Origin of the sequence: Microvirga sp. VF16 (assembly GCF_016864375.1) — a bacterium.
Lineage (GTDB): Bacteria > Pseudomonadota > Alphaproteobacteria > Rhizobiales > Beijerinckiaceae > Microvirga.
The window spans coordinates 614,505-638,948 of sequence record NZ_CP069357.1 but is presented as its reverse complement, the minus strand read 5'-3'; the positions used below and the strand labels follow the sequence as shown (position 1 = coordinate 638,948).

Here is a 24,444-nt window from a genome sequence, read left to right as displayed (position 1 = left end):
TCAATATTTATTTCTGCCTTCCGAGTTAAAATGTGAACGAGCCCTCATTTATGGCTCGGCAGGCGAGGAGAATACCTCGCAAATGGCTCTTGCTTTGCTCGGCCCGATCCCTTCGACGGCTCGGAGTTGCGCTTCGGTGGCGGTGGCGACCGCCTGTACCGATCCAAAATGCTGGAGCAGCCTATAGGCTAGGTTAGCGGAGACGCCTGGTAGTCCCTCGAGAACAAAGGCTGCGGCCTTTGCGGTGTGCTTCGGTGCCGTGCCCCGTAGAGGAATATCGTAGCCAAGCCCGTAGACCCGATGTCGGACTAACTTGGCGATCATGTAAACCGAATGGGGAAGGGAGAGCGTCGGGAGGACAGAGACGCCCTGGATGACGGCCAGGTACGAGAGCGTGCCTGCGATGTTCGGCAGGGTCAGCCGCTGCTGGCCGTAGACATCTCCCTCCAAGAGGAGAACCGAGGATCCAGGGACCATTGTCATGGCGTCCGTCTGATGGAACAGCCGGCGAGCATCCTCGGTGATCGATACCACCAGATCGTTGATGGTCTTTCGTTCGATCGTGAGGAGGCCTGGAATGACGTAGTCGCCGACTTCGAGCTGCTCTTCCTGGACGATCAGGTTATGGATTACCCGAAGCCGATCCTTCAGCTCGGCTGGCTCGCGGTGATCGACCAAGAGTGTGGTCGGCTCGGGGATTGGGTGAGCCATCGTGTCGGCATCAAGCGCTTCGGCATCCTCCGAGGTCCAGTGCCCGGCATTCATTCCAAAGGGGACGGTTGCCACGATAGGAGCACCAGTTTGTGGCTTGCCTCTGGGAACAGGTGTCCTGGCGATTTCAATGAGTTCGTCCCAGTCGAGACGCTGAAGGCCATAAGCGTCGAGCAGGGCACGTTCCACGACGGCAGATGGTAAACCGCCGGACGTAATCTTGATCTGCTCTCTTGCTCCCTTCTGGAGCCACACCTTATCCGTCGTATTGAGCCCACTGATGTAAATTCGCTCGAACCCGTTGGGCGCCGTCCAGAGGTTTAATCGAATGGGCATAGAAAAAGGCTCCGATTCCTAAGGATCGGAACCTTACTTTCGCTCTCCGTCAACAGAGAATACGCGTCAAATGTGCGGGACGGGGAAGGCCCGGTCCAGCGCCGGGTTCTCAATTCGCCACTGGGTAGAGCGATGGCGAGCCCCTTCCTCATCGTTGACAGCGGCCAACGCCATCAGGACATCGCCGGCAAACCGGGGTTCATTGGACTGGGACAGAGCCGTAACGGCATCTTTCAGGGTGCATTTCGCCAGGGAGCGAAGCTCACGAACCCTAGCAAACAGGGACGATCCCTGGACGCCTTCAGAGAAGTTCGGGAACTTCCCTGTCAGCTCGTAACACATCAGGGCCGATTGAGCCTTGTTGCGGGCTTCATGCTCGCTTGTGTAGGCCGGAGGCACCTCGATCTCGGCCAGGACGGTCTCTGAGCCTTCGTGCGGGAGCATCTGGATGTTGAACCCGAACAGCTCTGCGGACTGGGTGATACCGGACATGCGGGCAGAGAGGCTCGCCATTTCAATCATCCTTTCTTCTGGGGATTTCCAGAATTGTTGCTCACATCCTGCTCGCAACGAATTAGGCGACAGCCAAACCGCATTATAATTCGGTTTTCAGCAAATCTCCACCGCACCTGCCGGTTGGTTAACAACGACACCGCGGATGAACGCGGGGCGCGCCTGACGCACGCCGCGATCAGGGATCGAAGGCTGAACGGCCACAGGCCGGTTGGGAGGGCACTCCGGATGAGGCATCATTGCAAGGGGCGCTGCAGTCAGGACCGGCATCCCATCGGGACCAGGCTTCACGGTCTTCTGCAGAACGACGAAACCTCCGGGGACCCGCCCCTGAAGGATGATACGAGCATCCATTCGAACCGGAGCGACGCAAGGCGTTGGCTTCACGCCGGTCTCGAATTCATCATAGGTGAGATTGTCGTTTTCGGCGCGCAGCATCATTCGTCCGATCCTTGGATGGGCGGTGAAACGGAATGGCGGAAGAGAGGGGAGGCCGTTTAGGCGGCCAGGACCTGTGCGTCTGGGCCAGCCTGGCTGATCGCGTATTCGGCGATCTCAAGGAGACGGGCGGAGTCCATATCAGACACCTTGTCGAGCCGCTGCTCGCAGGCCGCTACGAGTTCCTTCGCGGAGAGCGGGTGCGGCTTGTCGGTGTCATAGTCAATCCCGAGGTCCCGGAGCGCCTCAACGGCGTGACTTCCTGTCCACTGGACCTGCGGATCATCGAACCGATCGGATTCGAGCCGCAAGAGCGGTTTCGCGTCGACATGGGACCGGTCATCTCTGGTCTCAACCGAGATGCCGAGATTGTTTTTCTGGGCGAAAGCCAGGTGAGCGCTGATCTTAGCGTGAAGGGCAGGGGGAAGAAGAAGTCCCTTCACAAAGCGCTGGGGCTCGACACGGATGGCATAGTAGCCGAATTGGAAGTCATTGAGACCGATGTAGCGTGCAGCGTCGGGAGCCCGACGGTGAACCGAGGTCACCAGCTCGATGGCTTCCTCACGCGTGAGCTCTACCTCTTGGGTCGGAGCGCCCTCGACGTCGAAAACATTCGGGAGCAGCGCGGACACGATCACGGACATTGCTCAATCCTTTTCGGGGATTTCTTCAACAGCGGGTTCGTCCCCAAAGGGCGAAACTTGCCCATTCGGTCAGAGCCCAGCACCTTCCGCAGGATCAAATTGATGGACCAGCTGCCGGTAGCTGACCGCTTCCCCCTCCCGGCACACCTCCTCAACGGACGGCAAGCCGTGGTTTGTATGGGAGTAGGTCTGCCGTACGACGCTGTTTCCCTCTTTGTAGACGTGGATCGAGTCTGCAAAGAACCGCGTCTGACCCTTCAGTGCGGCGTGCTGCTGGGCGATGGTGTTGTACTGGTCGGCCGTAATGACGATGCGGATTGTACGTCCCAAGGCAATGCCCTTTCCGAATTGGCGATTGAGGAAGAGTGGGCGGGCCGATCAGACTCAGTAACGGGCGCGGTGGGGGTAGCGGCCTTCCTGAATCATTACGTCGGGGGACTCGGGCTCAGCGCCGACCTCGGCGATGAATTCGTGACCATAGAGGAAGCTGCCCATCGTATAGACCGCCCTCGCGTAGCGATCCCGGTCCAGGTTCGACGGGAACTCATGGTCGTCGGCAATCCGGACATTTCGGTATTCAGCGACCAGATCCGCCTGGGTGGCCTTGGCGGCGTCTTGCAAGGAGTTGAAGCGCATGACTCTCATGGGACAAGCCTTTCGGGGATTTAAGCTTTCATCTGTTCGCGGGCATGAGCCGAGGGAATGAAAGGGGTTTGCGCGCAAACCCAAACAAAAAGGCTCCCCTATAGGGAGCCTCTTTGGGGTCGGTGCGAGAACCGGCTTAGTTCAGTTCGAGGAAGACAGTGGCTCTCTCGCTGGCGCGAAGATCCTCCTGGACCTTGAGGAGTCCGGAGAGTTCCCATTCAAGGTTCGAGTCAAACCCGAGCTGCTGGCCGTTGATCCTCTGCTTCTTGGGATCGATGGAAGCACTAAGGAGCTTCTGGGCGTCCACCTGGACACAGGTGATGTCTTCGTCGGCGTTGATAAACTCGAGATCGTCTGCGAGGCCGAGGCTTGAAAGGATCTCGATCGCCGTCCCCTGCGTGACAGCAAATCCGTAGCTTACACCTGCAAAGGCCTTGCGAGTGCCGACGGTGCGCTTGCCGATAACGTTGAGAGCGTAGGTGAAGGCCATCTCGATTTTCCTTCCGGGGTTTTCTCAAATCATTGGATCGCAACTCTGTTCGGATCAAAATCGATTGGGTTTGCCAGCAATCGAAAAGAAAAGGAGGCCCGAAAGGCCTCCTGATGTCGCCTAGTGGGCGGTGCGGGTCGCAAACAGGTGGAAAGCGGCCGTTTCCCGAATCGCCTGGTCGACGGCGGTCGCTCCGTCCGTTGGCGCCATATCCATGAGCTCGGTCTGGCGGGTGTCGGGAACGAAGATTTCCGGATTGATGAAATCCTCGTCGGCTTGGCGGCCCAGAAGTGAAGCGGCGGTGGCCCGGATCGCTTGTCGGATCGCATTCGCCGGGAAGGATGTGGACAGACCGATCAGATCGCTCCGGCGGTCAGCCGGTAGGAACTGCTGCGGGTCGAGGGAACTGGCAATGCCTTGGATGGTCGAATGGCCATTCTGGTTCATGTCTTTTCCTTCCGGGGATTTCAAATCGATCTTGAACGCATCTTCGCCAAGCAATCAATCGTCGATGACCTCGACATAGGTCTGAGTGACACCATGCTCATGCGGGTCGCCTAATCCGGCGAGGGTCACCCGATGGCCTTCAAAGGCCCCATCGGAATGGTACCGGCTGGTAGCGTAAACTTCATGACGACGGCCGGCGATGTTGCCTCTCTCGTCGTGATAATTGTGCTCATGATCCGCTCGGATGGTCACACCGCCGTAGGGATCGAAATTGGAGATGAGGGCTCCCGTGTCCGAAAACGTGTTGATGTAGTATGACGGCAGGACGAACTTAACCCGGCATCCGGGGGTGAACGGCCTTCCGTTACAATCCACGATCGGGGCATTTCCCGGATTAAACGGGGTTCGGGTCTGAAGGCTGTTGACCTCGTCGCTCGTATCATCCTGACGCGGTTTCTGATCGCCCATCGTCCTCATCTCCTGGGGTTTGCAGTCGGTGTGAGCTGCTCACGGCTTGAACAGCTTCAGGAGAGCGGCATGGGTCCGAACTCCGTCTCGCTTGATCAGATCGACGATTTCAGGCGCACAGGTCGCAAAGGGGCTCCAGCCGTCATAGCCCTCAGCACGCTGATAGAGGATGCAGTAGTCGGCATTGACCCCGAGCTGACGACAGTGCCGCCATACGGTGGTGTCGGTGAGCGGCCTGTACTCGACATCAGTCTCTGGGCCGTTCAGAACCGATCCAGTCGCGCCTTCATACGCCAGGCGCGCTTTGACAATCGGATGTTCCGGGTCGGTAATCCAGTGGGAGGAGGTCATTGTCCTTCCGCAGCGGGATGGTCGCCTTGCTCCACATGTTGCCGGGATTGTGGCGGTCCGAGGGATCGACCTCTGGATCGTTTTCGTAGCCTTCGCACTCAGGTCCATAGAACTGGACGCAGTTCCCCCATTCCTGAAGATTTCCACCTGTCATTTTGGCTGCGTCCAAGGGTGTCAGCCGAATGTCGAGAATGCAGCTTTCGTTATCGAGATCGTTCCCTACGACGACGAACCGGGCTCCCGGCTCGATGAAGTGAGTGGGATATGTTTCCAGAATCTTCGTGTTTGTGACGACGTCACCGACCTTCAGATCGGTTGCGGCCGCGAGATAGGTCATTCCATCGCCGGCCAGGAGGACTATGGAGCCGTCGTTTGCTGCCGTCCGGAATGAGTCCTCCAAGGCGAGCCATGCCCGAAGCTGTCTCTCTCGGTCCGAAGGCGAGATCAGGGGCCAAGCATGTTCCCAGTCGAGCGGGTCGCCTGTCTCCGGATGTTCCGGGTTGGGGCATCTCCCACTGAAGTGGTGAGCGGCAACTCCGCCGTCTGTAATCCCAACCGCTTTCTGCAGCAGGGCGCAAGACGCATCAAGGTCGCAAAGGTTTGCGGCCTGGCGGATGAGGTTGTCGCCCAACTGGGCGGCATAGGACAGAGCATCGGTCATGGTAGATCCAGGTGGGGAGGGGCGAAGCGCAAAACAGAAAAGCCCGCCGGGGAGGGCGGGCTGGGATCTGCGTCGGGCGCGAGGAACGGGTTAGGCTGCGTCAGGTATGTATGCGGGGATATCCATCCCGATATCTAACGGATGGAAATTCAGCGGGGTGTCGTGGCCGAGCAGGGCGACCCGGACATGGTTAGCTGAGCGACCCGCGTAGAGGACATTTCCGACTTTGCCGTAATGCGAGCTATTTGGATCCTTGACCCAGCAACCCCGATGAACTCGAACTTCGACGCCATACTGGCTCCGAATGTACCCATAGCCGTCATCGGCTAACGGCTCCTTGAGCATGTAGGCCGTTACGATCTGACGGAACTGTGCGAAGGACATCGAGCCAAAGGCTTCGCAGTTCTTGGCCTCGCGCAGGGCGGCCTGCTTCGAGAGTGCGTGAATGATCTCACGTCCAAAGCCCGGAACTGAGACGGAGTAGAGCTTCCATATCCTTGCGGGCGGACGGCGCTTTGAAGAGGTTGCGGTGTTCTGTCTCATGCGCAGACTACCTTCCCTTTTGCCGCCTTACATTCGAGACAGGTACAGGGTTTAACGCGTGCTTTCACTGCGGCCAGACACTCTTCCGGAGTATCCTCGCCGAACACATGTTCGCCGTCGTCATTGAAGCGCCACCCGCGGTTTAAGGTAACGATCACGGAGTTCCCCATCTCGCGTTCGTCATCGACGATCTCAACTCGGGGGTGGGCCTGTAGTTCTGCCAGCGCATCGGTTTTTATTTTTTCGTATCGCCGTCCGCCGGCGGGGCTTGATCTTCTGTGCGGTGACCGACCGTTTATTTCCCATCGTATCTCCGGCGGGGTGTCATAGAAGAAAAATTTCGAATTGCAATGGGGTTATTGCCCAATGAAGGCAGCAAATCCCTTTTCGAAGGCGGCATAGCTTTCGGCGGTTGGCATGACGAAGTTTCCTTCATCGTCCTGGCTTGCCATCATGCATTGCCCTTTTACCGACGTATCCTGATTGGCCTTGCACCGCTTGTCGGCCTGGGCCGCGGTCTTAGCCCCGCAGACAGGGCAATCGACTGGTGCCATGACAAGAGAAGGAAGTTCTGAGTTGGAAGCCATTGTCTTCACCTTTGATCGTTGAGCAGGGCTGCCATAGCCTCTGCGGGAGCGTTCGCACGCATCTGAATGGTGACGGGGCCGTTTCTCATGTCGCCCGTCAGTTCTCCGTGAAGTGCCTCGCGCTCGCGAGGGCGGAGGTTGCGCCACTTTTGAATGTCGAAGGCGCCAAATAGAATGCCTCGAGGCGCATGAGCTTGGTTCCGTCCTACTGAAAAGCCGCGACTTTCCAGAAAGCTGACTGCCTTACGGGAGGCGCCAAACTCCTCGTCGTCCTGAAAGACGATCGGATCAATCATCGTAACATCCCGTTCTGCGAACTCGAATCGTCGCAAAAGTTGAAGCGCATTAGATCGATATAATACCGCTTTTTAATTCGGCGGCCTACGGGCTATCGGGCCGAGAATGTGGAAGGTTGTGAACCCGATAGCCTTGAAACGGCTGGTGGGAGCCTACTTGTGAGGGCCTATTTCGCTTCGCCTGGGAGGCGGGAATGGACGGACCGATCATCGATCTTGGGAAGGCCGCCAATTGGAAGGTGATCCGGAAGGCGAAGAAGCGGGGCTATATCACGTCGGAGGAGTTGGATCGTCTCCTCCCGCCCGAGACGGCCACGCCTCAGCAGGTTGACGATGTGGTCAACCAATTAACGGAGGCCGGGATTGCCCTTGTTGAGGTAGAAGAACACCTAGGAAGCCACATAGATCCTCCGGCGAATTCCAATGAGCCACCCGATTGACCTCAGTGATTTCGAGGCGTCAGCAGCGGGTCAGGACCTCCATTCCCCGCTGTGAACCTTCAAGGCGCGCTCCTGGGCGGCTTCAAGGGTGTCGAAGGACCTGCAGTGCTCCGAGTAGAAGTCGAGTTCCTTCAGCGGCGAGTCCGACCGCTCTTGGCCGTAGCGGTTAACGCCGTAGCCGCCGCCATACGAACTGGCATCCTGGATGCTGATCCCGGTCCATTGGTCACCGTTCATCAGCATGAACTCGTCATCTTCGGCCTCGTCGAATTCGGCGGGGCTGTGCTTGAAATGTAATTGCATGAGAAACTCTGAGTTTGGAAGGGGAGGGCAGGCACACGCGGCCAAGCGGGCGGCGTGCTGGCGTCTAGCACCTGGCCATGAGCGAGGAGTTCCAAGGCAGCGAAAGGTGCGGCTGATGCCAACCCATGGCCTCAAGATACCGCCAATTGTTCCCGACCCACTCGGGAAGGGGCATTCCGGCGCGGATCAGGACCCGGATGGCGTCCTGCCCTGTGCTGGCCGTGCGCTCGGAGCGAAGGTACGCGTTGGCGCGTCCCTTGCCCTCCTGGGCCCGAAGCTCCTCCATGTTCTCCCGAATCCGATCGATCCTCTTCTGAGCTTCGCGGATAATGGACTGAGGGATGCGTTTTCTGCGCATAGGGGCAATCCTTTCAAGCCAGAGGGAGTTGATCGTCAGAAGCGGGGCGTGCCGAGGGCCTGGCGCTGGACGCTCATGTCCGCACCATTAGCCTCCAGGTAGTCGAGGGCGCGCTTAATGCTTTCAAACTCGGATCTGGCCTCGTTTCTGGCGAGGCCATCGCGCCGGTCGACAGAGAGGTCGATGGTTTCGGTGAGGATCCAGGCGAAGTCCCTCTTCTCCTCGTCGGACAGTGCGCCCTTGCGAGGCGTGTCTGAGCCTGGGAAGAGGAGGGTTGCGGTCCGTTTGCCGCTGAGGTGCTTCTTGATCGCTTCCAGCAGGGCCTCGCCGTCGTCCCCAGCATCTTCAAGGGCGAACCGGGCTAAGGGCTCGTTATTGACGACAGTCGACAGGCCGAGTGCGATGCCGTTCCGGCTCACAAGGTTCCAGTAGCCGCCTGTCGTGCGGGAGAGATAGCTGATATTACCCAGATCATCGCTGATCTGGATCCGGACTGCGCTCATGAACGGATATCCCTTCGGATTGTTGGAGAGGATGATGGCGGCCGATCACGCGAACCGAACGGCAATTTGCTCAGGGCGTTCGATGCCCCAAGGCGCCTTTTCCCATCCTGGCAGCTTCTTGATCAGGCGCCGGGCCAAGCGCGAAGCGAAGTCATAGGCGACGGTTTCCGGATAATCCGGGCATTCGCAGGCTTGGTGCTCATAGGAGACGAGGGCTTTTGAGACCACTGTCGGGCACAAGTTCGGCCGATATTCGAACCCATAGAAGCCGACGATCTCGTCGAGGGCCGGGTTGGAGCCGTGACCAAGCAGGGCGTCGAGATAGTTCACCGAACGGGCGTTTTCCGCCCAGAGTATCTTGCCGAGCTGCTCACCGTTTTCTGGAAGGATGTCGAGGAGAGCGCCGCCCTTAACCAGGCGTGCCGTACAGGCGAGGTCTATCGCGCCTGAGACGAGAACATCAATGTGCAGCTTGTCGATAAAGTTGGCGGACACGTTTTTCTCCGGCACGGCGAACAGCTTTTTGGGGATTTGGAATGCCCCGGTCGCTCGGATCCAATGGGGCGATTTACTCTGCGCGTGGGGGAGCGGAAATGCTTAACTATCATCCGCAATGGGCCTCGCCACAGGCGGCCGAATGGCTAAAGTGCCCACGGAATAAGCAAGAAGCACAAGAAGGCTCATGCTATGAGGAATTTTATCCCGAATTAAAATCATAAAGCGTGACATTTTAACTCGGAAGTGGTAACACCTTTTTAAGACATCAATTTCGCCTTTTACCGGGTGCCTTGTGCTGCAGCAGGATCTGGCCGACACAGAGACTGATTTTAGCCGCCTCGAGAGCAAGCTCTCCGAGGTTTACTCCTATTTGGGCGGCATTCCAGCACGGGAACTCTATAAGACCCTTCAGTCCGGCCAGGGCATGTCGGTGGTTTATCAGCCCCAGGTCAATGTGGCCGATGACCAAGTTTCGACCGTAGAAGCGCTGGTGCGCTGGCATCATCCGACAGTCGGGTCTGTTTCGCCGCGCGTCTTCATCCCTATCGCGGAAGAGACTGGCTTGATCCTTCAGGTCACGGAATTCGTAATCCGCGAGGCCTGCAGTGTGGCAAAGCGTCGACCTGATCTGACTGTCGCGGTCAATCTGTCTCCGCTGCTCTTCGCTCATTCGGCTTTGATTGAGCGATTTGTAAAGACCGTCGAGGAGTGCGGGGTGACCCCGCATCAGATCGAGTTCGAAATCACCGAAAATCAGCCGCTCGCTGGCGACGGCTCGGCCAGGGAGTCCATCGCATTCCTGCGTGATTGTGGGTTTCGGATTGCGCTCGACGACTTCGGGATTGGGTACTCGGGCGTGCAACGCCTAAATCATATCGGCGTCGACAAGCTCAAGATCGACCAGTCGTTTGTGCGGAGACTGGACTGCTTGAAGTCAGAGCCGTCGCACGAGACGATCCAGCAAATGATCGAGGTCGGCCGGACGATGGACCTCGTCGTCACTGCCGAGGGCGTCGAGACCGACGAGCAGCGACGGTTCCTGGCGTCAGCCGGCTGCGATGCCCTTCAGGGCTATCTCTTCGCCCGGCCGATGGCCGCAAGGGATCTAGACGCTTTCCTTGGAAACCGTGCCCGCGTGCCCGTCGCGGCTTGAAGCCTTCGTTCAACGGAACATTGATCGCCGGGGGAGCTGCGTGCGCTGCTCTGGCTTCTTGTCTGCCTGCGTGACGGGATCTGGCTTAGGCGCTAGGTGCCCTGCTGCAGACAGAATTGCGTCGGGCGGTATTCCCAGATCCTTATGGATCAGTTTTAGCAACTCATCGTCCTTCGACACGTAGTCGAGAACACCAAGGAGGAAGTGAGGGGTGTTGGCTGATTCACGAAGGGTCTCCGGCTGAAGGCCGGTGACGTTCAGGAATTGGATAATTCTGTCAACGTCCGCGACAATAAACTCGAAGATCCGGATGGCGAGGCCTTCAGAATCGCCCCGTCCTGGTGTTCCCAGACCAGAAATCGCTTCGCTCATGGTTACCTTCCTTGGTCGCGTACCGTGCTGGGCCGGATATCACATCACGATGGAGGGTGAGATTCGGCACTCTCGGCCCAGATATGGGAATAACGCTGACAGGCGGCTTTGATCGCCTCCTCGTCGCCGCGGTTCATCGCCTGGATCAACTCTGCGACCTCCTCGGGGGGTCTCCAGCCCTTCTTGACCTTGGCAGCGGCATAGGAGGTCCGGCAGAGGTGTTCGTTGATCTTGCCGGCGCGTGCGTAGCAGACATCGGCTCCAGGCCAAACAGGGAGGTTGGACATAAGAGGTCTCCGATTTGGATGTTAGATGCCGTGTTCGGCATTTCGCAGCATAATAACGCCCATCGCCCAGAAGCCTTTCTGGAGTACGGCTGTGGAGGCGCTGACCACGAACCACCGCCCCTGGGTGCCTGAAGCCAGCATGGCTTTTTTGATGCTCTCCTTGCTCTTCGGAGCGCATTGGGAACTGCCACTGCGATCGGTCCAGAAGAGCCAGTCCCGATGGCCGTAGCGGGCCTTACGCTGGGCATACTGAAGCGTGTATGTGCCTTCTCCAGGCGAGGTCATTCAGCGATCCTTGTGTTGCTGAAGAGAAAGTGGGCTCAGCCGGAGGCCTTTAGTTCGCTCAGATACTGGTATCGGAGTTCAATGGTGCGCCTCGGGACATTGAACCGGTATTCGAGGGAATGCGGCCTATCTGTCCCACAATAGGCGTTCATGAAGGCTTTGGCCGGGGTGAGGAACCCGAAGGCGAACCGTAGAGCCTCGCGGCGGGCCTGCCGGGCAATCGGATCGGAATCGTCGGGGTACCGCTTTACAGCCATGGCGACATCGCCATGCTGCTGGACAACCAGCGGATAGTGAAGCAGGCGGTGGCCGAGTTCCTGTGCCAGCATCCAGTTCTGGTCTTTCTCCTCCATGCGGTATCGCCCCAGGAGGGCAATCTCAAACCGCTCCTCATTGAAAACGATGAGGCTTTGGGAGGTATGAAGCTCGGAAGGCGGCACATACTCGAACTCGATTTGGCCGCCGATCTTCTTGATCAGGTCCTGGATACGTTCAACCCGGACCTTGCCCCGCATCTGCAGGGATTCCGCTGCGTCCCGATCCGGGATGAACCCGAGATGCTCGGCGACACTTTCGGCAAAGGTCTCGATGGCATGACGGGCGCAATTGGCCGGGACAGGCTGGTACACCTGGCTGGGGAAGTGCATCGGGTTGGCCTCAGCGGTGCCCGAGGGAGCGGGACGGATAGAATGCTCCCTTGGGCAGGTGCTGGGGGCGGGTCTCGATCCGAAATACGAGGAACAGGAGCGCCACCACAAGGAATGCCACGATTATGTGGGGTTCGAACACTGAGCAGATGACGATGGCGACCATGGCGGCGATGCCGATCAGAACGAGGCCGAGAAGGATGACCTGAGCAGTCCGTTCCGCAGCATTGGGCCGGCGACGGACGAGCGGGCGGGTATAGGCGTGCATGTGACCACTCCTTCTGGGGACTAAATCCCTGATTTTCCGCTGTTTGGATGTGCTGAAGCGAACAGAGATGTCGCTACGACACCTCGTAGAAGGTCAGCTCAGAGCCGATGATCCGAGCCATCCGGGCACGGCCTGTGGCGTACGAGCCGGCATCAAGGTTGAGCCGGTCTAGGCACAGCTGCTCCGCGACGGGGAACCATTCATAGTTGGGAGCGGTGTGGCCGTGCACCACGAAGTACCCGTGATGGCCTCGTCTTTCGTGCTCGGCGGGGTTGAAAGCCAGGAACGGATCCCGGACCCAAGCCCAATGGTCCTGCTCCTCGAGTTCCCTGAAATCGACGTCGATCGGCTCGGCAAGAAACTGGTCCAGGTTGGCATACGGGTTGAGCCCTGCATGAACGAACATGAACTCGCCCGAGGTCCGGTGCTTCGACAGCCCTTCGAGGAACTCCACCCGCCTCGGCCCAAGAGCATCCCTTAGGTCGCTGGGGGTCTTGGCGCTATGCCCCTCGTCCAGAAGGTCGTTCACAACCTTCATGCCGCCGTTCTTGAGCCAGTTCCCAAAGGCGGTTTTCCGACGATGAATTTGACCGTCCAGGACGATGGTCGCGAGAAGCATCTGCTCGTGGTTGCCAGCAAGGGCGTCCACGATGTCGGCGCCGGTCCGGTCCTTGGCCTCGATGGCAAGGTCGAGGCAGCCGAGGGAGTCCGGACCACGGTCGATGAGATCCCCCAGGAGAACCACGATCCGCCGGCAGCCAGGGGCGCGAGGGGTCTTGGCGATGACCTCGAAGAGGGCCTTCATGAGATCACTGCAGCCATGTATGTCGCCAATCGCGAAGATCTCCTCATCGGGCCGAGCGGCAAACGGGAGGACGTGTTGGGAGATCGTCATGGTCATCTCGATCCTTTGGGGTTTTCCCGGAAACGGGTTCGCCCATCCTCGATCAGGCCAAGTCCGGCCTCAGCTCACTCACCGCCAGTGAACTCAAGAGCAGATTTCCACGTTACCAGGAGGAGAATAAAAGGACTGACGGATGATAGAACCCGTCATCGTTGAAGGTGAATGGCGGCCTGAGAGCCGCTACGGGTCACATTTCAAGCTATTCATTGATGGCAACTGCCGGATCGATTACCAGGTCGGCAACCTGTTCCAAGAGGGGCGCGTCACAATGGATGGCCAGGCGCATCGTATGCGCTACAGGTACATCAGGAATACGCTCATTGGTGAAAGGTCCGGTGCGAAGCTGGGGCTGGCTTCACTGAACTTCTTCGGATGGCATATTGAGGTCCCGAAACGATCCCGGCTGCAAGTGAACGCGTTCCGAGTCTGGGACGAGGGCACTGGGGTATCTGAGATCCTCTACGAGGTGTCTCATGGTCGTTTCCCATTGGAAACGGTGAGGTTCCGGGCCTTGGACGGCCCGGATTTCTCAATCATCTCTGTCCTTGCCTTCGAGACCGTTCGCCGGATCACTTACGTGGATGTCCCTCGTGACTAAGGCAGCCGCCTCAAGGGGCGGCTGCGCCAGGTTTGGCAAGCGGTTGAGTGGCCACTTTCGTAGCGGCAGTGGCTGTTGAAGGCTGTGGCGGCGAGGCAATAAGGAGCATGCCCGTAGATGCAACGGCGAGGATGAGGCACCAGCGCCAGACCGACGCCTCATTCCAAAGCCTCCGGATGGGTCGGGGAACCAGCCGATCGAACATGGTGCTCCTCCTATCCGGTGATCGTCCCCTGGACCTTATCAAGGTCCGATTCATCCATCGTGAGCTTGACGCGGCGAGCGCCCTTCTGCCTGGCCTCGATCAGGACATCGGCAATGCGTTTTTCGAGAGCTCTGATCACGGCGCGTACACCGCCGGCAGTCTGCAGAACCTCAGCGCGCTGCATGGCCTCGAACAGGATCATGTCGTCGATGCCGCCCTGGTCGAGATCGAGGCCGTAACTCTCTACGATATTAACGATTTGGATGATCGCTACCCGGGCAGGGTCGAGCCCCTGGAGTGGGTTGAAAACGAATACCTCGTCAATTCTGCTCAGGACCTCAGGAGGGAATCCGGCCTCCTTGAGCACATTGTGAACGGCAGTCAGGAGCTTATCGCGATCTGTGATCTCGCGAGCCAGTTCGCCAATCCGGTCAGCAGCTGCGTTCGTCGTTGCGGCGAAAATGGCCCGGTTGGTCGACACTTTCTGTCCAGTCGAGGCTTCGGTCACGAAGCCATCATTCCAAGCAGTCAGAAACCGCTTCTGGACGTCGACATGCGCTTTCTCGATTTCATCAAGGAGCACGAATGAGTTGGGCTGATCCCGCAGGCCGCCCGTGAGGGTCCCATACTTATCGGAGCCTGAGTATCCCGGAGGAACGCCAAAAAGGCGTTCGGCACCAGCGGGATTGCTGCAGGTCGACATATCCTCGAAGAGGAACCCGCGCTTCAGGGTGCGAGCAAATTGCTTGCCCATCTCGGTTTTACCCACGCCGGGAGGGCCAACGAACAGGAAGACGCCGGCGGGCTTGTCACGTGCGACCTGTGCAAGGCGGCGACGCAGAGTTGCTGCAACCTCATCGGCTACGAGGTCCTGGCCGACAACCTTCTGCTTTACCGCGGCAGCGAGCGCGGTCGCATCGAGGTATTCGGAACGCTGCACAGCGGCGAGACGTGCGAGGAGGCCATCCTTGTTGGTGTAGCGATCGAGAAGGTCCAGGATGATCCGCAGCCACCTGGGTGGCAGTCCTTTGACGAAGATTCCGATGAAGCGGGTGGTGAGCCGGGTTTCGTGGGCGAGGCCGATCAAGACCAGAGCCCACGTCCCGATAGCAATGGCGGCGAACCAATCGAAGTACGAGCGCCCGTAGATGGGCAGATTGGTCATGAGAAAGATTGCCGTGATGTAGAGCGCGAGGAGGGTGAACCCGACCTTCACGATGAAGTATGGGAACGAAAATGACTTCCTCATCGACTCCTCACGGTGTGGTGACGGGCCGGGACCGGATCTGAATACCCGGTCCATATTTGCGCCCGTAGCGACGTCCTGCGGCCTCGCTCCAGCCCTCAGCTTCTGACCAGGCGGCGAGATCCGCCTCGCTGCATCTTGCGAGGTCGATGACGCGAGGAACCTCCGTCACCGTGACATCGACATAGCGCCCTTTCATGTCCCGATCGGCGTAGAAGAGAACCTGATCGCCAACCTTTAGGCCTGTCCAGCGCTCATATCCTGGCCATGCTGTAAAGCGTGTCGTCGAGCTGCGCTCGCCTGCCAGAATGGCGTCGAATGTCGTCTTTGATTTCAGACCCGACCGTGCGTCGCTTCCGTAAGAGAAATACATCGTCGCCTTGAGCATGCTCATCATCCTTTTTTCGGGATTTCTGATTTGAGTTTTTGCTGCCCCATCCTGACAAATGATCTTGTAATTCGTCCCCCGGAAATAGATGTGACATTGAATCAGCAGTCCGTAAAAAATGAGGCCAGTACAGGGATTGCACTCGATACCCTCCTGGTGTTGCTCTCGACGTGACACGCTGTCTCGTTGACCATCGCCGTAAGTTCCTATTTTGTTCTAACCCCTGTCAGAACAGAGAAAAGGAGCCGTTGGGGCCATGATGAATGCGGGGCTACAGGCCAAATCCCTCAAAACCGGGGTGGCGCAGCCGGAGAAGACTCCGGAGAAGCTGCTTGCTGAGGCGGAGCGTAGGATCAAGAAGCTGGAGTCGAAGATTGCCGATCAGCAGGCGACGATCCGTGACCTTCGAGCAGAGGCTAGGGATTTTGCTGCCCTCCAGGCGAAGATCGTGGACCTCAAGGAGGACATCACTGAACTCAAGGGCGAGATCAAGGAAGTGACCCGCGCTAACCACGAGCATGTAGCCCGTAACGAGGCTCTCAGAGACGAGAATGCTCGGCTACGATCTGGAGCGAAATCCCCCAAAGGACTCGCTGTCACTTTGGAAGTGGCCAACCGTAAGGGATCTGATGCGGCTGCAGCGTGATTCACACGCTTGCCGGGGATTGCAGCGACGATCATGAAAAAAGCCGCCCGAGGGCGGCTTCTTCATGGGGCCGATTAGGCGGCCTGCTGCATCTCTTCGGCAGCCTGTTCACGCGGCACGCTCAGACCCACGATACGGAAAACCTGCTTGCTTTTGCGCTCGGCGTCCGCCGGCATCTCGTCGAACACGCCGAAGACACGGATGGGCTGACCTTCCTTCAGCTGCTCGCGAATCGAACTCAGGGCTGCACCGCTCGCGGTGTGGAACATGGTGTAGACCTTGTCCTTGCCCTGACGGCGATACTCGCCGATGAAGCTCACGAACTCCGTGCCGTTCTTGTTCTTGCCTTCCTTGATGGTCTTGGGCGTGACCGTGCGCGGGTAGGAACGGGCGCGGGTCTCGGTGGAAACGGCGGCGGAGGTGGCGGTGTTGTCGTTCATCGAACTCTTCCTTTTCGGGGATTGAACCGAGCTTTTGCTCACTTTTCTGCAGGAACCTGAATTCTCGTCTTTCTGTCGGAGACCTTCAGATCATCTTTCGGATGGTGCGTGACGACGCCCTCCGCGCCCATGAGAAAAGCCGCCCGAAGGCGGCTCTCTTTAGCGTCCCAGGTTATGGGGCCTAAGTAGGTCGCCATAAGACTTGCAACGCGAGAGCTGCGGGTGTTCCCTGGGGAACATGCAACGACATGATCACTCTCCCGAGACGTGGCTCGACGAGGCGGATCGCAAGCGGCTTGCCGTAGCGCTTGCTGGCGCCCGTGAGGCCCGTGTTTATCGCCGTCTCGAGGCGCTGCTGTTGGTGGCCGAGGGGCATTCCGTCGCCGAGGCGGCCCAGCGCTGCCGCGTCAACCGCTCCAGCGTGCACCGATGGCTGGTGCAGTACCGGGCCGAGCATGAGACCACGGCCCTGATCGACCGGCCGCGCAGCGGGCGTCCGCGCCTGCATCACACCCTCACGCCGCGGCGGCTGGCGGCGGCCCTGGCGCGTGACCCGCGCCGCTGCGGCTACCAGGCCACGAGCTGGACGGTGCCGCTGCTGGCGCACGACCTGGCCGCGAAGGGCCTCGCCGTCAGCCCGCGGACCCTGCGGCGCCGGCTGCACGAGGCAGGCTATCGCTGGAAACGCCCGCGCTACGTCTATGTCGCGCGCGCGCCTCATCTGGCGCAGAAAAAGATCTCATGGGCCAGCGACCGCCGAACTGGTGAAGTAAGGCGGTCACCTCACCTCACCCTGGAGGCCGCTCATGTTCTCCTCTCCCTCAGCCGACGCTTCAGTCTCGGACAGCACCCACACGATCTTTCTGGCGCTTGAACTCAGCCGCCGCTCCTGGCTGGTGGCGCTGCACGCCCCCGATGCCGCGAAGATCGAGCTGCATCGGCTTCCCGCCGGTGATGGACAGGCGGTGCTCGACCTGCTTGCCCGCATCCGGACCCGCGTGGAACGACGCACCGGCGTGAGCCCACATGTATCGTGCTGCTACGAGGCCGGCCGCGACGGGTTCTGGCTGCACCGCCTTCTCGAGGCGCACGGCGTCAGCAGCCATGTCATGGACCCGAGTTCGCTGCAGGTCGACCGCCGGGCCCGGCGGGCCAAGACGGACCGCCTGGATGCCCAGGCTCTGCTGCGGGCGCTGATGGCCTGGTCTCGCGGCGAGCCGAAGGTCTGCTCCATGGTCCGCCCACCGTCACCGGACGAGGAGGATGCGCGTCGCCCGAGTCGCGAGCGCGCCACGCTGCTGCAGGAGCGCATTCGCCTGGTCAACCGGATCAAGGGGCTGTGTGCGACGCAAGGAATCGACGACTACGAGCCGCTGCGGCCGGATCGCCGCCTGCGCCTGGCGCAGCTGATCACGGGAGATGGCCGGCTCTTGCCGCCGCGGCTGTCGGCGGAGATCGCGCGTCAGCTCGATTGGCTTGAACTCGTGCTGCGGCACTTGGCCGAGGTCGAGACGAGGCGCGATGCCGAAGCGGCGGCGGCACGAGCCGCGTCCTCGTCCAAGCTTGGGACCTTGCTGCATCTGAGGGGGATCGGCTCTGAGATTGCAACTGTCCTCGACAAGGAGGTGTTCTACCGATGCTTTGCCAGCCGGCGCCACGTGGCTGCCTATGCCGGGCTGACGCCCAGCCCGTTTGCGAGCGGCCGCCGCTCGCGCGAGCAAGGCATCACCAAGGCGGGCAACGCCCGCGCCCGCAAGGCGCTGATCGAACTCGCCTGGCTGTGGTTGCGCAACCAGCCTGACAGTGCACTGGCGGCTTGGTTCCGCAGCCGTGTGGGGTCGGCCACTGGGCGGGTCAGACGCATTGCAATTGTGGCGCTCGCCCGCAAGCTGCTGATCCTGTTGTGGCGCTATGTCGAAACAGGCGCCCTGCCAGCCGATGTGGCCGTGAAGCCCTGAACCCGCTTGCGCGCTGGCGCGGGAGTGTCAGCGCGTGATGTCTGAGGGGAGTGCGACCGCGTTGTCCCCCCTGGCTGGAACAATGCCGCGAAAAAGAATGGTCGCGCTCACCCCGGAGCCCGTTCCCGACGCATGCGGGATTATGGTCAGGGCTTGGGCCCAACCGGATATAAGGTGATGCGGACGAGCGGTTCGCATGAGCGCCATCGGGCTCAGCCTCGGACGTCACCGCAAACTGTCGAATCCCGACCGTGATTTGACGGACAGTGTCGGAGCGAGTTGCCCTCGGGCAGTCTCCATGATGGCTTGGACCTTCGGCCGGCCCTCAAGCCCTGCGCCTGCGGCGCACCGCGAAGCGGCTGCGGGACTTGACCGCCCGCCTCGCCCAAGCTGAGAGCCGCCATGCCAGAATGGCAGGCTTTGAACTCGGCTTCCTTTGGTTCGACCCTCTCGGCCAGGTCAAATTCTGACTTCGATCCGGCACACCGCCTGCCAGCGCTTGACGTATTGGCCCATATAAGGGGGAATTACCCGACGTCTGAAGGCGGGCTGGCACAGGGGCGATCGGCTGCTGTGCCTCGACTGGACGCTGCTGCGGCTGTTCCCGCCCCTGCGCGCGACTTGGGCGCTCAAGGGTACCCAGGCGGTGGTGCCGATCACCGGCCGCAATGCCAAGCGGGTGCTGTTTGGGGCGATCGACCTGCGCACCGCTCGCCGCGTGGTGCTGATCCGCACCCGCGCCGGTCAGGCCGACGCGCAGGCGTTCCTGCGCACGTTGCGGCGCCGCTATCACGGCGCCGGCTGGCTCTGGCTGCTGAGTGATCGGGCGAGCGCCCATACCGCCCCGCAAACCCTGGCGCTGGCAGCCCGGTTGCGCATTCGCTTCGTGTGGCTGCCCCGGCAGGCACCCGAACTAAGCCCGATGGATCAGCTCTGGCGCGAACTCAAGCGGCTGATTGCGGCCAACCGACAGGCCGCGTCCATCGAGGCTCTCGCCGCTGATGCCGCGGCCTGGGTTCTGATGCTGACGCCGCAACAGGCGCGTCGCAAGGCTGGCCTGGCATCCAAACACTTCTGGCTCAGAAAGCTGTTGCAGAACTTTTGGCGACCTACTTAGCCTTACGCGGCCTCTTTCATCTCCGTCTGGACGGCCTCGCCCGGAGCGTTCTCACGCGGCGTGCTCAGGCCGATGATGCGGAAGACATCACCCTCGGAGCGATCTTCCGTGGCCGGCATCTTCTCGAAGACACCGAAGACGCGGATCGGCTGGCCTTCCTTGAGCTGCTCGCGGATCGATTCCAGCGATTTGCCCGACGCGGTGTGCAGCATCGTCGAGGGCTTGCTGGCGCCGCGGCGGGTGTACTCGCCGACGAAGCTGACAAACGGCGTACCGTTCTTGTTTGAGCCTTCCTTGATCGCCTTCGGCGTGACCATGCGCGGGTAGGTGCGCTGCTTCTGGGCGTTGTCGTTGGCGACGGTGGCGACGGTGGCGACGGTGGCGACGGCGGAGGTGTTGGCAGCGTTTGCCATCGAACTTTCCTTTCAGGGGATTTGACAAAGAACTCTTGCGCTCTCACCAGAGAGCAACTGATGTCTTTTCCTGCGTGGCGTAAGACACCTGGTGATGTGATCGATCGATGCGTTCAACCCGCCCGATCCGCCCATGAAAAAAGCCGCCCGAAGGCGGCTCTTTCTTGCTTGTGACCGCAGGCCTTACGCCGCCTGCTGCATCTCTTCGGCACCCTGCTCACGCGGCACGCTGCGGCCAATTATCCGGAAAACTTGTTTGGCGCGACGCTCGGCGTCCGCCGGCATCTCGTCGAACACTCCGAAGACACGGATGGATTGGCCTTCTTTCAACTCGTCTCGAATTGCCTGGAGGGCTGCACCGCTCGCGGTGTGGAACATCGTGTAGGTCTTCTCGGAGCCGCGGCGACGGTACTCACCGATGAAGCTGACGAACTCGGTGCCGTTTTTGTTCTTGCCCTCCTTGATGGCCTTGGGCGTCACGACGCGCGGGTAGGTGCGCTGCTGCTGACCGTTATCGTTAGCGGCGACGGTGGCGGCGGAGGTGGCAACGGCTGCGTTTGTCATCGAACTCATCCTATTTTTCGGGGATTTTGACGAAACTCTTCCCGCTTCTTTGAAGCGAAACCTGATCTTTGCTTTCGGGGATTTTCTGAATTTCCCTTAGCGCTCGATTGAGTGAGAACGAGCCAATATCCGAGCAATAAAAAACCCGGCGCCGGGCCGGGTTTTTCGATCATCGTGTGTATCTGCAATAATCTAAGCAGGATGATCCATGCTCAGTCTGAATTCCTTGATTACCACATCGCCGTTATTTTTAAGTGTTCCTGTGACGAAGGCCGGTACGGTCATTGAGCCTTCGACCTCAAAGCCATCAGGATATTTCACCGGAACGTCAACCAGGAGCTGGGCGCGTGTGCTGAACTTCCCGCCTGACTCGATTTCGACCGAGTCGGGCGAGCATTCCGTTACAAACAGGCTCGCCTTGGGGTGATCCTTCTTCACCGCGTTCCACGACGGATGTTTCTGGACATCGAAATCGCGAACGAAGGCAGCCACATGGACAGAGTCCGGTTCCGTCGGCACGGGATTGATCACTTGCTCGCCTCCGTAGAACTGCGCAGGGGTTGCCTTGCCGCCGACAGCCCATGATGCACCTAGCGGCCGCTTCGTGCGAGGCGCAACTTCCAAAGTGACTTCCTTTTTCGGGCGAAGGGTAGCTCTAGCATGGACCTCTACGAAGCCGCCCTTGATCTCTTCAATTGTCCGGAACCCGCCTCCGGCTTTGCCCTCAGAGGCACCTGCGAAGCCCTTCAATGCCTTTTCCGCTCGTTTCTTCATGCCCTGCGATCCAGCGGAACTCCGCTTCTTGACCCCTGTTCCGGCATCTCGAGACTGCATTTTCGACATTTGAGACCTCGCTACAGACGCGTACGATACTTCCAAGAGAGCGTGGCGCATAGCCCATCGAGATCAACCATTAGGCGTCCGCGGTTGACCCCAAAAGCATCAAGTGCCTGCCTGAAAAATGGTTTCTCAGCCCCGGGAATTTCAAGGGTATGATACCTTAGAGCGCGGCCGGGCGTCCACTTGGCCGTTGGGTCAGGGTGTAGGGAGAACAGGCCCTGCTGGGCCGTGATCCGCCCCACGCGCGGCGGGACCTGGACCAGGGCCACGTCCGACAACCGTGGATCGAAGGGTAGAACATCATCCCTTCTGTCCAGCGAGGGCACGTTGATCATGTGGACGAGGCCGTCGTCCGTGTCTTCTTCCTTCTCACAAGCAAACCAGGCCGCAACCAGCGGGTTGGTGGACCAGTCCAGAAGGCGGGTAGGAAGGCCGTGGTGCTGGGCCAAGGCGAGCCATTCGAGTTCGCTGAAGCCGCTTTCGACGTACCGTTTAGCTTCCCGAATGAAGTCCTTGAGAAGGTTGTATTCGTCGGCGCGTCGGTAGCCTGCGCTTCCGACGCACTTGTCGCGTCCGGCCGATGGGCTGAGAGGCCATTTCTTAGCGGCCTGCCCCCGGAAAAGCCAGGTTCCGTTGGTTCGGGTGGAAACGGTCCGAAGGAAGGTATCCCATGTGGGAGTGGGCAGGAGCGTCATGGCACCGGAGCATGTTACTTTGTTGGCGGCAAGCTATCGGATCGGCACGCAATAGCCAAGCTGATTGACGAAGGCGCGGGCTAAGCCGCCGCCTTCATCTGTTTCACCTCCGGGTGCCACTGGAGGTAATAGGGAGCCTTCACCCAGTTGGTTCCGGCGTTGTGGACGAACAGTACCACTGCGTCGTCCACCGGCAGTGCCGAGAGCAGCGAGCGGATCCGACGCTCCTGCTCCGCGTAAGCGCGGTTGGGGCGGTCGGCCATGTCGTAGGTCCAATCCATGGTCCGGATCAGGCCAGCGAGCTCACCGTTCTGAGCCGTCAGGACCTCCGGGTCCTGGCCCTCGGTCCGGGCGAAGGCGTCAGCCTTCCGCTCGATTTTCTCGATCTGGGCGTCATAGGCGTCGAACCTGACGTCGAAGGCGCGCAGATGCTCCATTTTGGCATCCTTGCGCTCAATGACGGACCTTGCGTAGTCCGCCAGCCGAGCGAAAGCCGGGTGCGCGAGGGCAGGGCCCGACACCGGAAGCAGGATCTTCCCGAAGTAGCCGGATTTCACGTCGGCGTGGAACACGCCATCGGTCCATACCTTCCGCTTCTGAGGGTGGTTGGAATAGACCATCCAGTCCGGCCAGAAGGTGGAGTCACGGAACGAGAACTCGTTCACCTCTCCCAGAAATTCATCGCGGGCGACATCCCAGGCGGCGAGCCCGGCGAGGCTCGGGCAGATGTCGATGAGGGTGAAGCGGGTGCGGGCACCGTTGACGATCCCGCCCTCAGGACCGTCGAGGTCGATCAGGAGATAGCGGTTGCCCTCGGCAGCCAAGAACGCGTGCGTGAGGTGCCGCAGGCCCGCGGGAAGGTTCTGGAAGAGGGCACGGATATCGGCCTGAACGGTCTTCCGGGCGTCGCAACGGTCTTTGGACAGGTTGTACTGCGCGGTCTCGATCTCCGAGATAGCAATGCGCTGACCACGAATTTCATTGTAGATGCGAGACATTGGCGAGCCCTTTTCCTTTTGGGGATTTCGAAATCACCCTGGTTCGATCTTCTGGATCGAGAAAAGTGCTTGGGACGAAGTCTTGGGAGTGGTGCAGCCTCCTAAATTGAGGCTTGCTGGAGACCGGCTCTGCGGATCCACTCGCCGATGGCTGCTTCGACGGCGGCTTGGGCGGCCTCTCGCGTCAGTTCCTTGCCCGTGTTGGGGGTGACGAACTCGCTGAAGTAGGTGTCGATGTCCCAGTCCCAGACGCCAAAACCAAGCAGTACGGAGCCGACGTGGAACTCGCCCAGAGAGGCCACATAGCATTCCTCATCTGGATAGTGCTTGGTGTCTCGCTCCCATTGAAGGTTCATGCTGCTTGTCGGCTTAGGCCGGCTCTCCATCGAACGTCGATCTGGGCTTTGTCGCAGCCCACACCCACACTAATCTGCGAGGTGGCTGGGTGAAAGAGTTATAGGTCCATTCCAAATCATGGGCCAAACGGTTGGAGGTCGCCATGGGCAGGCTAAAGGAGATCGTGATTGATGCTGATCGCCCGGCAAAGCTTGCCAGGTTCTGGATCGAGGCGCTCGACGAGTATGATTTGATGCCATACGACGATGCGGAGATCGCCCGTCTCGCAGCATTAGGTTTGTCTCCTGAGACTGATCCAAGCGTCATGGCCGTAGGACCTGGACCAAGACTGTGCTTTCAGTTCCGCAAAGGAGAGCGGCCGCTAAGGAACAGGCTTCATTTCGACATTGCGGCGGCGGACCTGGCTGTTGAGGTCTCCCGATTGGTGGCACTTGGCGCGACCGTCGTCCGGGAGACGGATGGCTATACCGTCCTCAATGATCCTGAAGGCAACAACTTTTGTGTCGTGCAGGAAGCCCCCTAGGCGGGCATCGAACGACGCCAAGGAGATGGATCAGCGGAGGCCGTCTGGGTCGATGAAGTCGACCTCTGACAGGTCGCCGAGGAGCGCGACGGCAGCGATGTTCTGAACTGTCGGCGCGATCTCCTCCCAGTGAGCGTCGAAAGGGGAGCGTGTCTTGAGATGAACGGTCTCCTCATCGTCTCCGACAGTGACCGTCAACGCTCCTGGCCGTCGGCCGTATTCCACCGTCAGCTTTTCGCTGACGGATAGCATCGAGACACGGCCTTCCCAGCGGCTGGGCTGGCTGGGATTGGTTTGCTCAACCCCTT

At 59.8% G+C, this 24,444-nt stretch carries 42 protein-coding genes; 8 read left to right on the top strand and 34 right to left on the bottom strand.

Annotation, left to right across the window (positions count from 1 at the left end):
- Positions 1–48 precede the first annotated feature (48 nt).
- The 14 genes from JO965_RS42405 to JO965_RS42340 form a co-directional block, all read right to left on the bottom strand.
- Positions 49–1,047, bottom strand: coding sequence for an ERCC4 domain-containing protein (locus JO965_RS42405; protein ID WP_203447042.1), 999 nt, complete (start codon positions 1,045–1,047; stop codon positions 49–51).
- Positions 1,048–1,113: 66 nt separating this feature from the next.
- Complete coding sequence (locus tag JO965_RS42400) at positions 1,114–1,560, bottom strand: hypothetical protein (RefSeq protein WP_203447041.1); 447 nt, start codon at positions 1,558–1,560, stop codon at positions 1,114–1,116.
- A 96-nt stretch (positions 1,561–1,656) separates the two neighbouring features.
- Positions 1,657–2,001, bottom strand: coding sequence for a hypothetical protein (locus JO965_RS42395; RefSeq protein WP_203447040.1), 345 nt, complete (start codon positions 1,999–2,001; stop codon positions 1,657–1,659).
- A 56-nt stretch (positions 2,002–2,057) separates the two neighbouring features.
- Positions 2,058–2,642: a hypothetical protein gene (locus tag JO965_RS42390; protein ID WP_203447039.1), complete on the bottom strand. Its 585-nt coding sequence runs from the start codon at positions 2,640–2,642 to the stop codon at positions 2,058–2,060.
- Positions 2,643–2,711: 69 nt separating this feature from the next.
- Complete coding sequence (locus JO965_RS42385; protein ID WP_203447038.1) at positions 2,712–2,972, bottom strand: hypothetical protein; 261 nt, start codon at positions 2,970–2,972, stop codon at positions 2,712–2,714.
- Positions 2,973–3,026: 54 nt separating this feature from the next.
- Entirely contained in the window at positions 3,027–3,278 is a 252-nt protein-coding gene (locus JO965_RS42380; protein WP_203447037.1) for a hypothetical protein, read from the bottom strand.
- Positions 3,279–3,423: 145 nt separating this feature from the next.
- Complete coding sequence (locus JO965_RS42375) at positions 3,424–3,777, bottom strand: hypothetical protein (RefSeq protein WP_203447036.1); 354 nt, start codon at positions 3,775–3,777, stop codon at positions 3,424–3,426.
- Positions 3,778–3,897: 120 nt separating this feature from the next.
- Positions 3,898–4,224 carry a hypothetical protein gene (locus tag JO965_RS42370; protein WP_203447035.1) on the bottom strand — a complete coding sequence of 109 codons (327 nt, stop codon included), beginning with the start codon at positions 4,222–4,224 and terminating at the stop codon, positions 3,898–3,900.
- Positions 4,225–4,278: 54 nt separating this feature from the next.
- On the bottom strand, positions 4,279–4,692 hold the full coding sequence (locus JO965_RS42365) for a hypothetical protein (protein ID WP_203447034.1): 414 nt from the start codon (positions 4,690–4,692) through the stop codon (positions 4,279–4,281).
- A 39-nt stretch (positions 4,693–4,731) separates the two neighbouring features.
- Positions 4,732–5,043, bottom strand: coding sequence for a hypothetical protein (locus JO965_RS42360; protein WP_203447033.1), 312 nt, complete (start codon positions 5,041–5,043; stop codon positions 4,732–4,734).
- Positions 4,979–5,704 carry a hypothetical protein gene (locus tag JO965_RS42355; RefSeq protein WP_203447032.1) on the bottom strand — a complete coding sequence of 242 codons (726 nt, stop codon included), beginning with the start codon at positions 5,702–5,704 and terminating at the stop codon, positions 4,979–4,981. The genes JO965_RS42360 and JO965_RS42355 overlap by 65 nt, the downstream gene beginning before the upstream one ends.
- 90 nt (positions 5,705–5,794) lie before the next feature.
- Positions 5,795–6,247, bottom strand: coding sequence for a hypothetical protein (locus tag JO965_RS42350; RefSeq protein WP_203447031.1), 453 nt, complete (start codon positions 6,245–6,247; stop codon positions 5,795–5,797).
- Positions 6,248–6,603: 356 nt separating this feature from the next.
- A complete protein-coding gene (locus JO965_RS42345) occupies positions 6,604–6,843 on the bottom strand; it encodes a hypothetical protein (RefSeq protein WP_203447030.1) in 240 nt (79 codons plus the stop codon).
- A complete protein-coding gene (locus JO965_RS42340; protein WP_203447029.1) occupies positions 6,840–7,130 on the bottom strand; it encodes a hypothetical protein in 291 nt (96 codons plus the stop codon). Before JO965_RS42340 ends, JO965_RS42345 begins: the two co-directional genes overlap by 4 nt.
- Before the next feature lie 194 nt (positions 7,131–7,324).
- On the opposite strand from JO965_RS42340, the gene JO965_RS42335 reads away from it, so the two are divergent.
- Positions 7,325–7,570: an RNA polymerase sigma factor region1.1 domain-containing protein gene (locus JO965_RS42335; RefSeq protein WP_203447028.1), complete on the top strand. Its 246-nt coding sequence runs from the start codon at positions 7,325–7,327 to the stop codon at positions 7,568–7,570.
- Positions 7,571–7,600: 30 nt separating this feature from the next.
- Here the strand turns inward: JO965_RS42335 and JO965_RS42330 are convergent, their stop codons facing one another.
- The 4 genes from JO965_RS42330 to JO965_RS42315 all read right to left on the bottom strand — a co-directional run bounded on the left by JO965_RS42330 (position 7,601) and on the right by JO965_RS42315 (position 9,229).
- Positions 7,601–7,873: a hypothetical protein gene (locus tag JO965_RS42330; RefSeq protein ID WP_203447027.1), complete on the bottom strand. Its 273-nt coding sequence runs from the start codon at positions 7,871–7,873 to the stop codon at positions 7,601–7,603.
- A 64-nt stretch (positions 7,874–7,937) separates the two neighbouring features.
- Positions 7,938–8,231 carry a hypothetical protein gene (locus tag JO965_RS42325; protein ID WP_203447026.1) on the bottom strand — a complete coding sequence of 98 codons (294 nt, stop codon included), beginning with the start codon at positions 8,229–8,231 and terminating at the stop codon, positions 7,938–7,940.
- Between the two features lie 35 nt (positions 8,232–8,266).
- On the bottom strand, positions 8,267–8,734 hold the full coding sequence (locus tag JO965_RS42320) for a hypothetical protein (protein WP_203447025.1): 468 nt from the start codon (positions 8,732–8,734) through the stop codon (positions 8,267–8,269).
- A gap of 45 nt (positions 8,735–8,779) precedes the next feature.
- Positions 8,780–9,229, bottom strand: a complete 450-nt coding sequence (locus JO965_RS42315) for a hypothetical protein (RefSeq protein WP_203447024.1) — start codon at positions 9,227–9,229, stop codon at positions 8,780–8,782.
- A 295-nt stretch (positions 9,230–9,524) separates the two neighbouring features.
- On the opposite strand from JO965_RS42315, the gene JO965_RS42310 reads away from it, so the two are divergent.
- Complete coding sequence (locus JO965_RS42310) at positions 9,525–10,385, top strand: EAL domain-containing protein (RefSeq protein WP_203447023.1); 861 nt, start codon at positions 9,525–9,527, stop codon at positions 10,383–10,385.
- A gap of 9 nt (positions 10,386–10,394) precedes the next feature.
- Here JO965_RS42310 and JO965_RS42305 read toward each other — a convergent pair whose 3' ends face one another.
- The 6 genes from JO965_RS42305 to JO965_RS42280 form a co-directional block, all read right to left on the bottom strand.
- Positions 10,395–10,757, bottom strand: a complete 363-nt coding sequence (locus tag JO965_RS42305; protein WP_203447022.1) for a DUF3572 domain-containing protein — start codon at positions 10,755–10,757, stop codon at positions 10,395–10,397.
- Between the two features lie 44 nt (positions 10,758–10,801).
- Positions 10,802–11,044, bottom strand: coding sequence for a hypothetical protein (locus tag JO965_RS42300; RefSeq protein ID WP_203447021.1), 243 nt, complete (start codon positions 11,042–11,044; stop codon positions 10,802–10,804).
- A gap of 21 nt (positions 11,045–11,065) precedes the next feature.
- Positions 11,066–11,329 (bottom strand): hypothetical protein, encoded by a 264-nt coding sequence (locus JO965_RS42295; RefSeq protein WP_203447020.1) that lies wholly within the window; start codon positions 11,327–11,329, stop codon positions 11,066–11,068.
- Between the two features lie 35 nt (positions 11,330–11,364).
- On the bottom strand, positions 11,365–11,976 hold the full coding sequence (locus JO965_RS42290) for an ImmA/IrrE family metallo-endopeptidase (protein ID WP_203447019.1): 612 nt from the start codon (positions 11,974–11,976) through the stop codon (positions 11,365–11,367).
- A 10-nt stretch (positions 11,977–11,986) separates the two neighbouring features.
- Positions 11,987–12,244: a hypothetical protein gene (locus JO965_RS42285; protein WP_203447018.1), complete on the bottom strand. Its 258-nt coding sequence runs from the start codon at positions 12,242–12,244 to the stop codon at positions 11,987–11,989.
- Positions 12,245–12,317: 73 nt separating this feature from the next.
- Positions 12,318–13,139: a metallophosphoesterase gene (locus JO965_RS42280; RefSeq protein ID WP_203447017.1), complete on the bottom strand. Its 822-nt coding sequence runs from the start codon at positions 13,137–13,139 to the stop codon at positions 12,318–12,320.
- 142 nt (positions 13,140–13,281) lie between these two features.
- Here JO965_RS42280 and JO965_RS42275 point away from each other — a divergent pair, with 142 nt between their 5' ends.
- On the top strand, positions 13,282–13,746 hold the full coding sequence (locus JO965_RS42275) for a hypothetical protein (RefSeq protein ID WP_203447016.1): 465 nt from the start codon (positions 13,282–13,284) through the stop codon (positions 13,744–13,746).
- A 215-nt stretch (positions 13,747–13,961) separates the two neighbouring features.
- On the opposite strand, the gene JO965_RS42270 is transcribed toward JO965_RS42275, so the two are convergent.
- Both JO965_RS42270 and JO965_RS42265 read right to left on the bottom strand, forming a co-directional pair.
- Positions 13,962–15,200 (bottom strand): AAA family ATPase, encoded by a 1,239-nt coding sequence (locus JO965_RS42270; RefSeq protein ID WP_203447015.1) that lies wholly within the window; start codon positions 15,198–15,200, stop codon positions 13,962–13,964.
- Positions 15,201–15,207: 7 nt separating this feature from the next.
- Positions 15,208–15,585: a hypothetical protein gene (locus JO965_RS42265; RefSeq protein ID WP_203447014.1), complete on the bottom strand. Its 378-nt coding sequence runs from the start codon at positions 15,583–15,585 to the stop codon at positions 15,208–15,210.
- A gap of 256 nt (positions 15,586–15,841) precedes the next feature.
- Between JO965_RS42265 and JO965_RS42260 the strand changes: the two genes are divergently transcribed.
- The gene (locus JO965_RS42260; RefSeq protein ID WP_203447013.1) at positions 15,842–16,231 is read left to right on the top strand and encodes a hypothetical protein; all 390 of its coding nucleotides are present in this window, start codon (positions 15,842–15,844) and stop codon (positions 16,229–16,231) included.
- A 74-nt stretch (positions 16,232–16,305) separates the two neighbouring features.
- Here JO965_RS42260 and JO965_RS42255 read toward each other — a convergent pair whose 3' ends face one another.
- Positions 16,306–16,671, bottom strand: a complete 366-nt coding sequence (locus JO965_RS42255; RefSeq protein ID WP_203447012.1) for a hypothetical protein — start codon at positions 16,669–16,671, stop codon at positions 16,306–16,308.
- A 238-nt stretch (positions 16,672–16,909) separates the two neighbouring features.
- Here JO965_RS42255 and JO965_RS42250 point away from each other — a divergent pair, with 238 nt between their 5' ends.
- The 3 genes from JO965_RS42250 (at position 16,910) to JO965_RS42240 (ending at position 19,746) form a co-directional block, all read left to right on the top strand.
- Positions 16,910–17,545, top strand: coding sequence for a helix-turn-helix domain-containing protein (locus JO965_RS42250; protein ID WP_246777232.1), 636 nt, complete (start codon positions 16,910–16,912; stop codon positions 17,543–17,545).
- Positions 17,478–18,629: an IS110 family transposase gene (locus JO965_RS42245; protein WP_203445034.1), complete on the top strand. Its 1,152-nt coding sequence runs from the start codon at positions 17,478–17,480 to the stop codon at positions 18,627–18,629. Before JO965_RS42250 ends, JO965_RS42245 begins: the two co-directional genes overlap by 68 nt.
- Before the next feature lie 526 nt (positions 18,630–19,155).
- On the top strand, positions 19,156–19,746 hold the full coding sequence (locus JO965_RS42240) for a transposase (RefSeq protein WP_371827017.1): 591 nt from the start codon (positions 19,156–19,158) through the stop codon (positions 19,744–19,746).
- A 2-nt stretch (positions 19,747–19,748) separates the two neighbouring features.
- Here JO965_RS42240 and JO965_RS42235 read toward each other — a convergent pair whose 3' ends face one another.
- The 6 genes from JO965_RS42235 to JO965_RS42210 form a co-directional block, all read right to left on the bottom strand.
- On the bottom strand, positions 19,749–20,159 hold the full coding sequence (locus JO965_RS42235; RefSeq protein ID WP_203447011.1) for a hypothetical protein: 411 nt from the start codon (positions 20,157–20,159) through the stop codon (positions 19,749–19,751).
- A gap of 183 nt (positions 20,160–20,342) precedes the next feature.
- The gene (locus JO965_RS42230; RefSeq protein ID WP_203447010.1) at positions 20,343–20,723 is read right to left on the bottom strand and encodes a hypothetical protein; all 381 of its coding nucleotides are present in this window, start codon (positions 20,721–20,723) and stop codon (positions 20,343–20,345) included.
- 192 nt (positions 20,724–20,915) lie between these two features.
- Positions 20,916–21,497 (bottom strand): hypothetical protein, encoded by a 582-nt coding sequence (locus tag JO965_RS42225; protein WP_203447009.1) that lies wholly within the window; start codon positions 21,495–21,497, stop codon positions 20,916–20,918.
- 80 nt (positions 21,498–21,577) lie between these two features.
- Positions 21,578–22,258 (bottom strand): FRG domain-containing protein, encoded by a 681-nt coding sequence (locus JO965_RS42220; protein WP_203447008.1) that lies wholly within the window; start codon positions 22,256–22,258, stop codon positions 21,578–21,580.
- Positions 22,259–22,338: 80 nt separating this feature from the next.
- Entirely contained in the window at positions 22,339–23,256 is a 918-nt protein-coding gene (locus JO965_RS42215) for a hypothetical protein (protein WP_203447007.1), read from the bottom strand.
- 101 nt (positions 23,257–23,357) lie between these two features.
- On the bottom strand, positions 23,358–23,612 hold the full coding sequence (locus tag JO965_RS42210; protein ID WP_203447006.1) for a hypothetical protein: 255 nt from the start codon (positions 23,610–23,612) through the stop codon (positions 23,358–23,360).
- Between the two features lie 143 nt (positions 23,613–23,755).
- Here JO965_RS42210 and JO965_RS42205 point away from each other — a divergent pair, with 143 nt between their 5' ends.
- On the top strand, positions 23,756–24,136 hold the full coding sequence (locus tag JO965_RS42205; RefSeq protein ID WP_203447005.1) for a VOC family protein: 381 nt from the start codon (positions 23,756–23,758) through the stop codon (positions 24,134–24,136).
- A gap of 30 nt (positions 24,137–24,166) precedes the next feature.
- Here the strand turns inward: JO965_RS42205 and JO965_RS42200 are convergent, their stop codons facing one another.
- Positions 24,167–24,388 carry a hypothetical protein gene (locus JO965_RS42200; protein WP_203447004.1) on the bottom strand — a complete coding sequence of 74 codons (222 nt, stop codon included), beginning with the start codon at positions 24,386–24,388 and terminating at the stop codon, positions 24,167–24,169.
- Positions 24,389–24,444 lie beyond the last annotated feature (56 nt).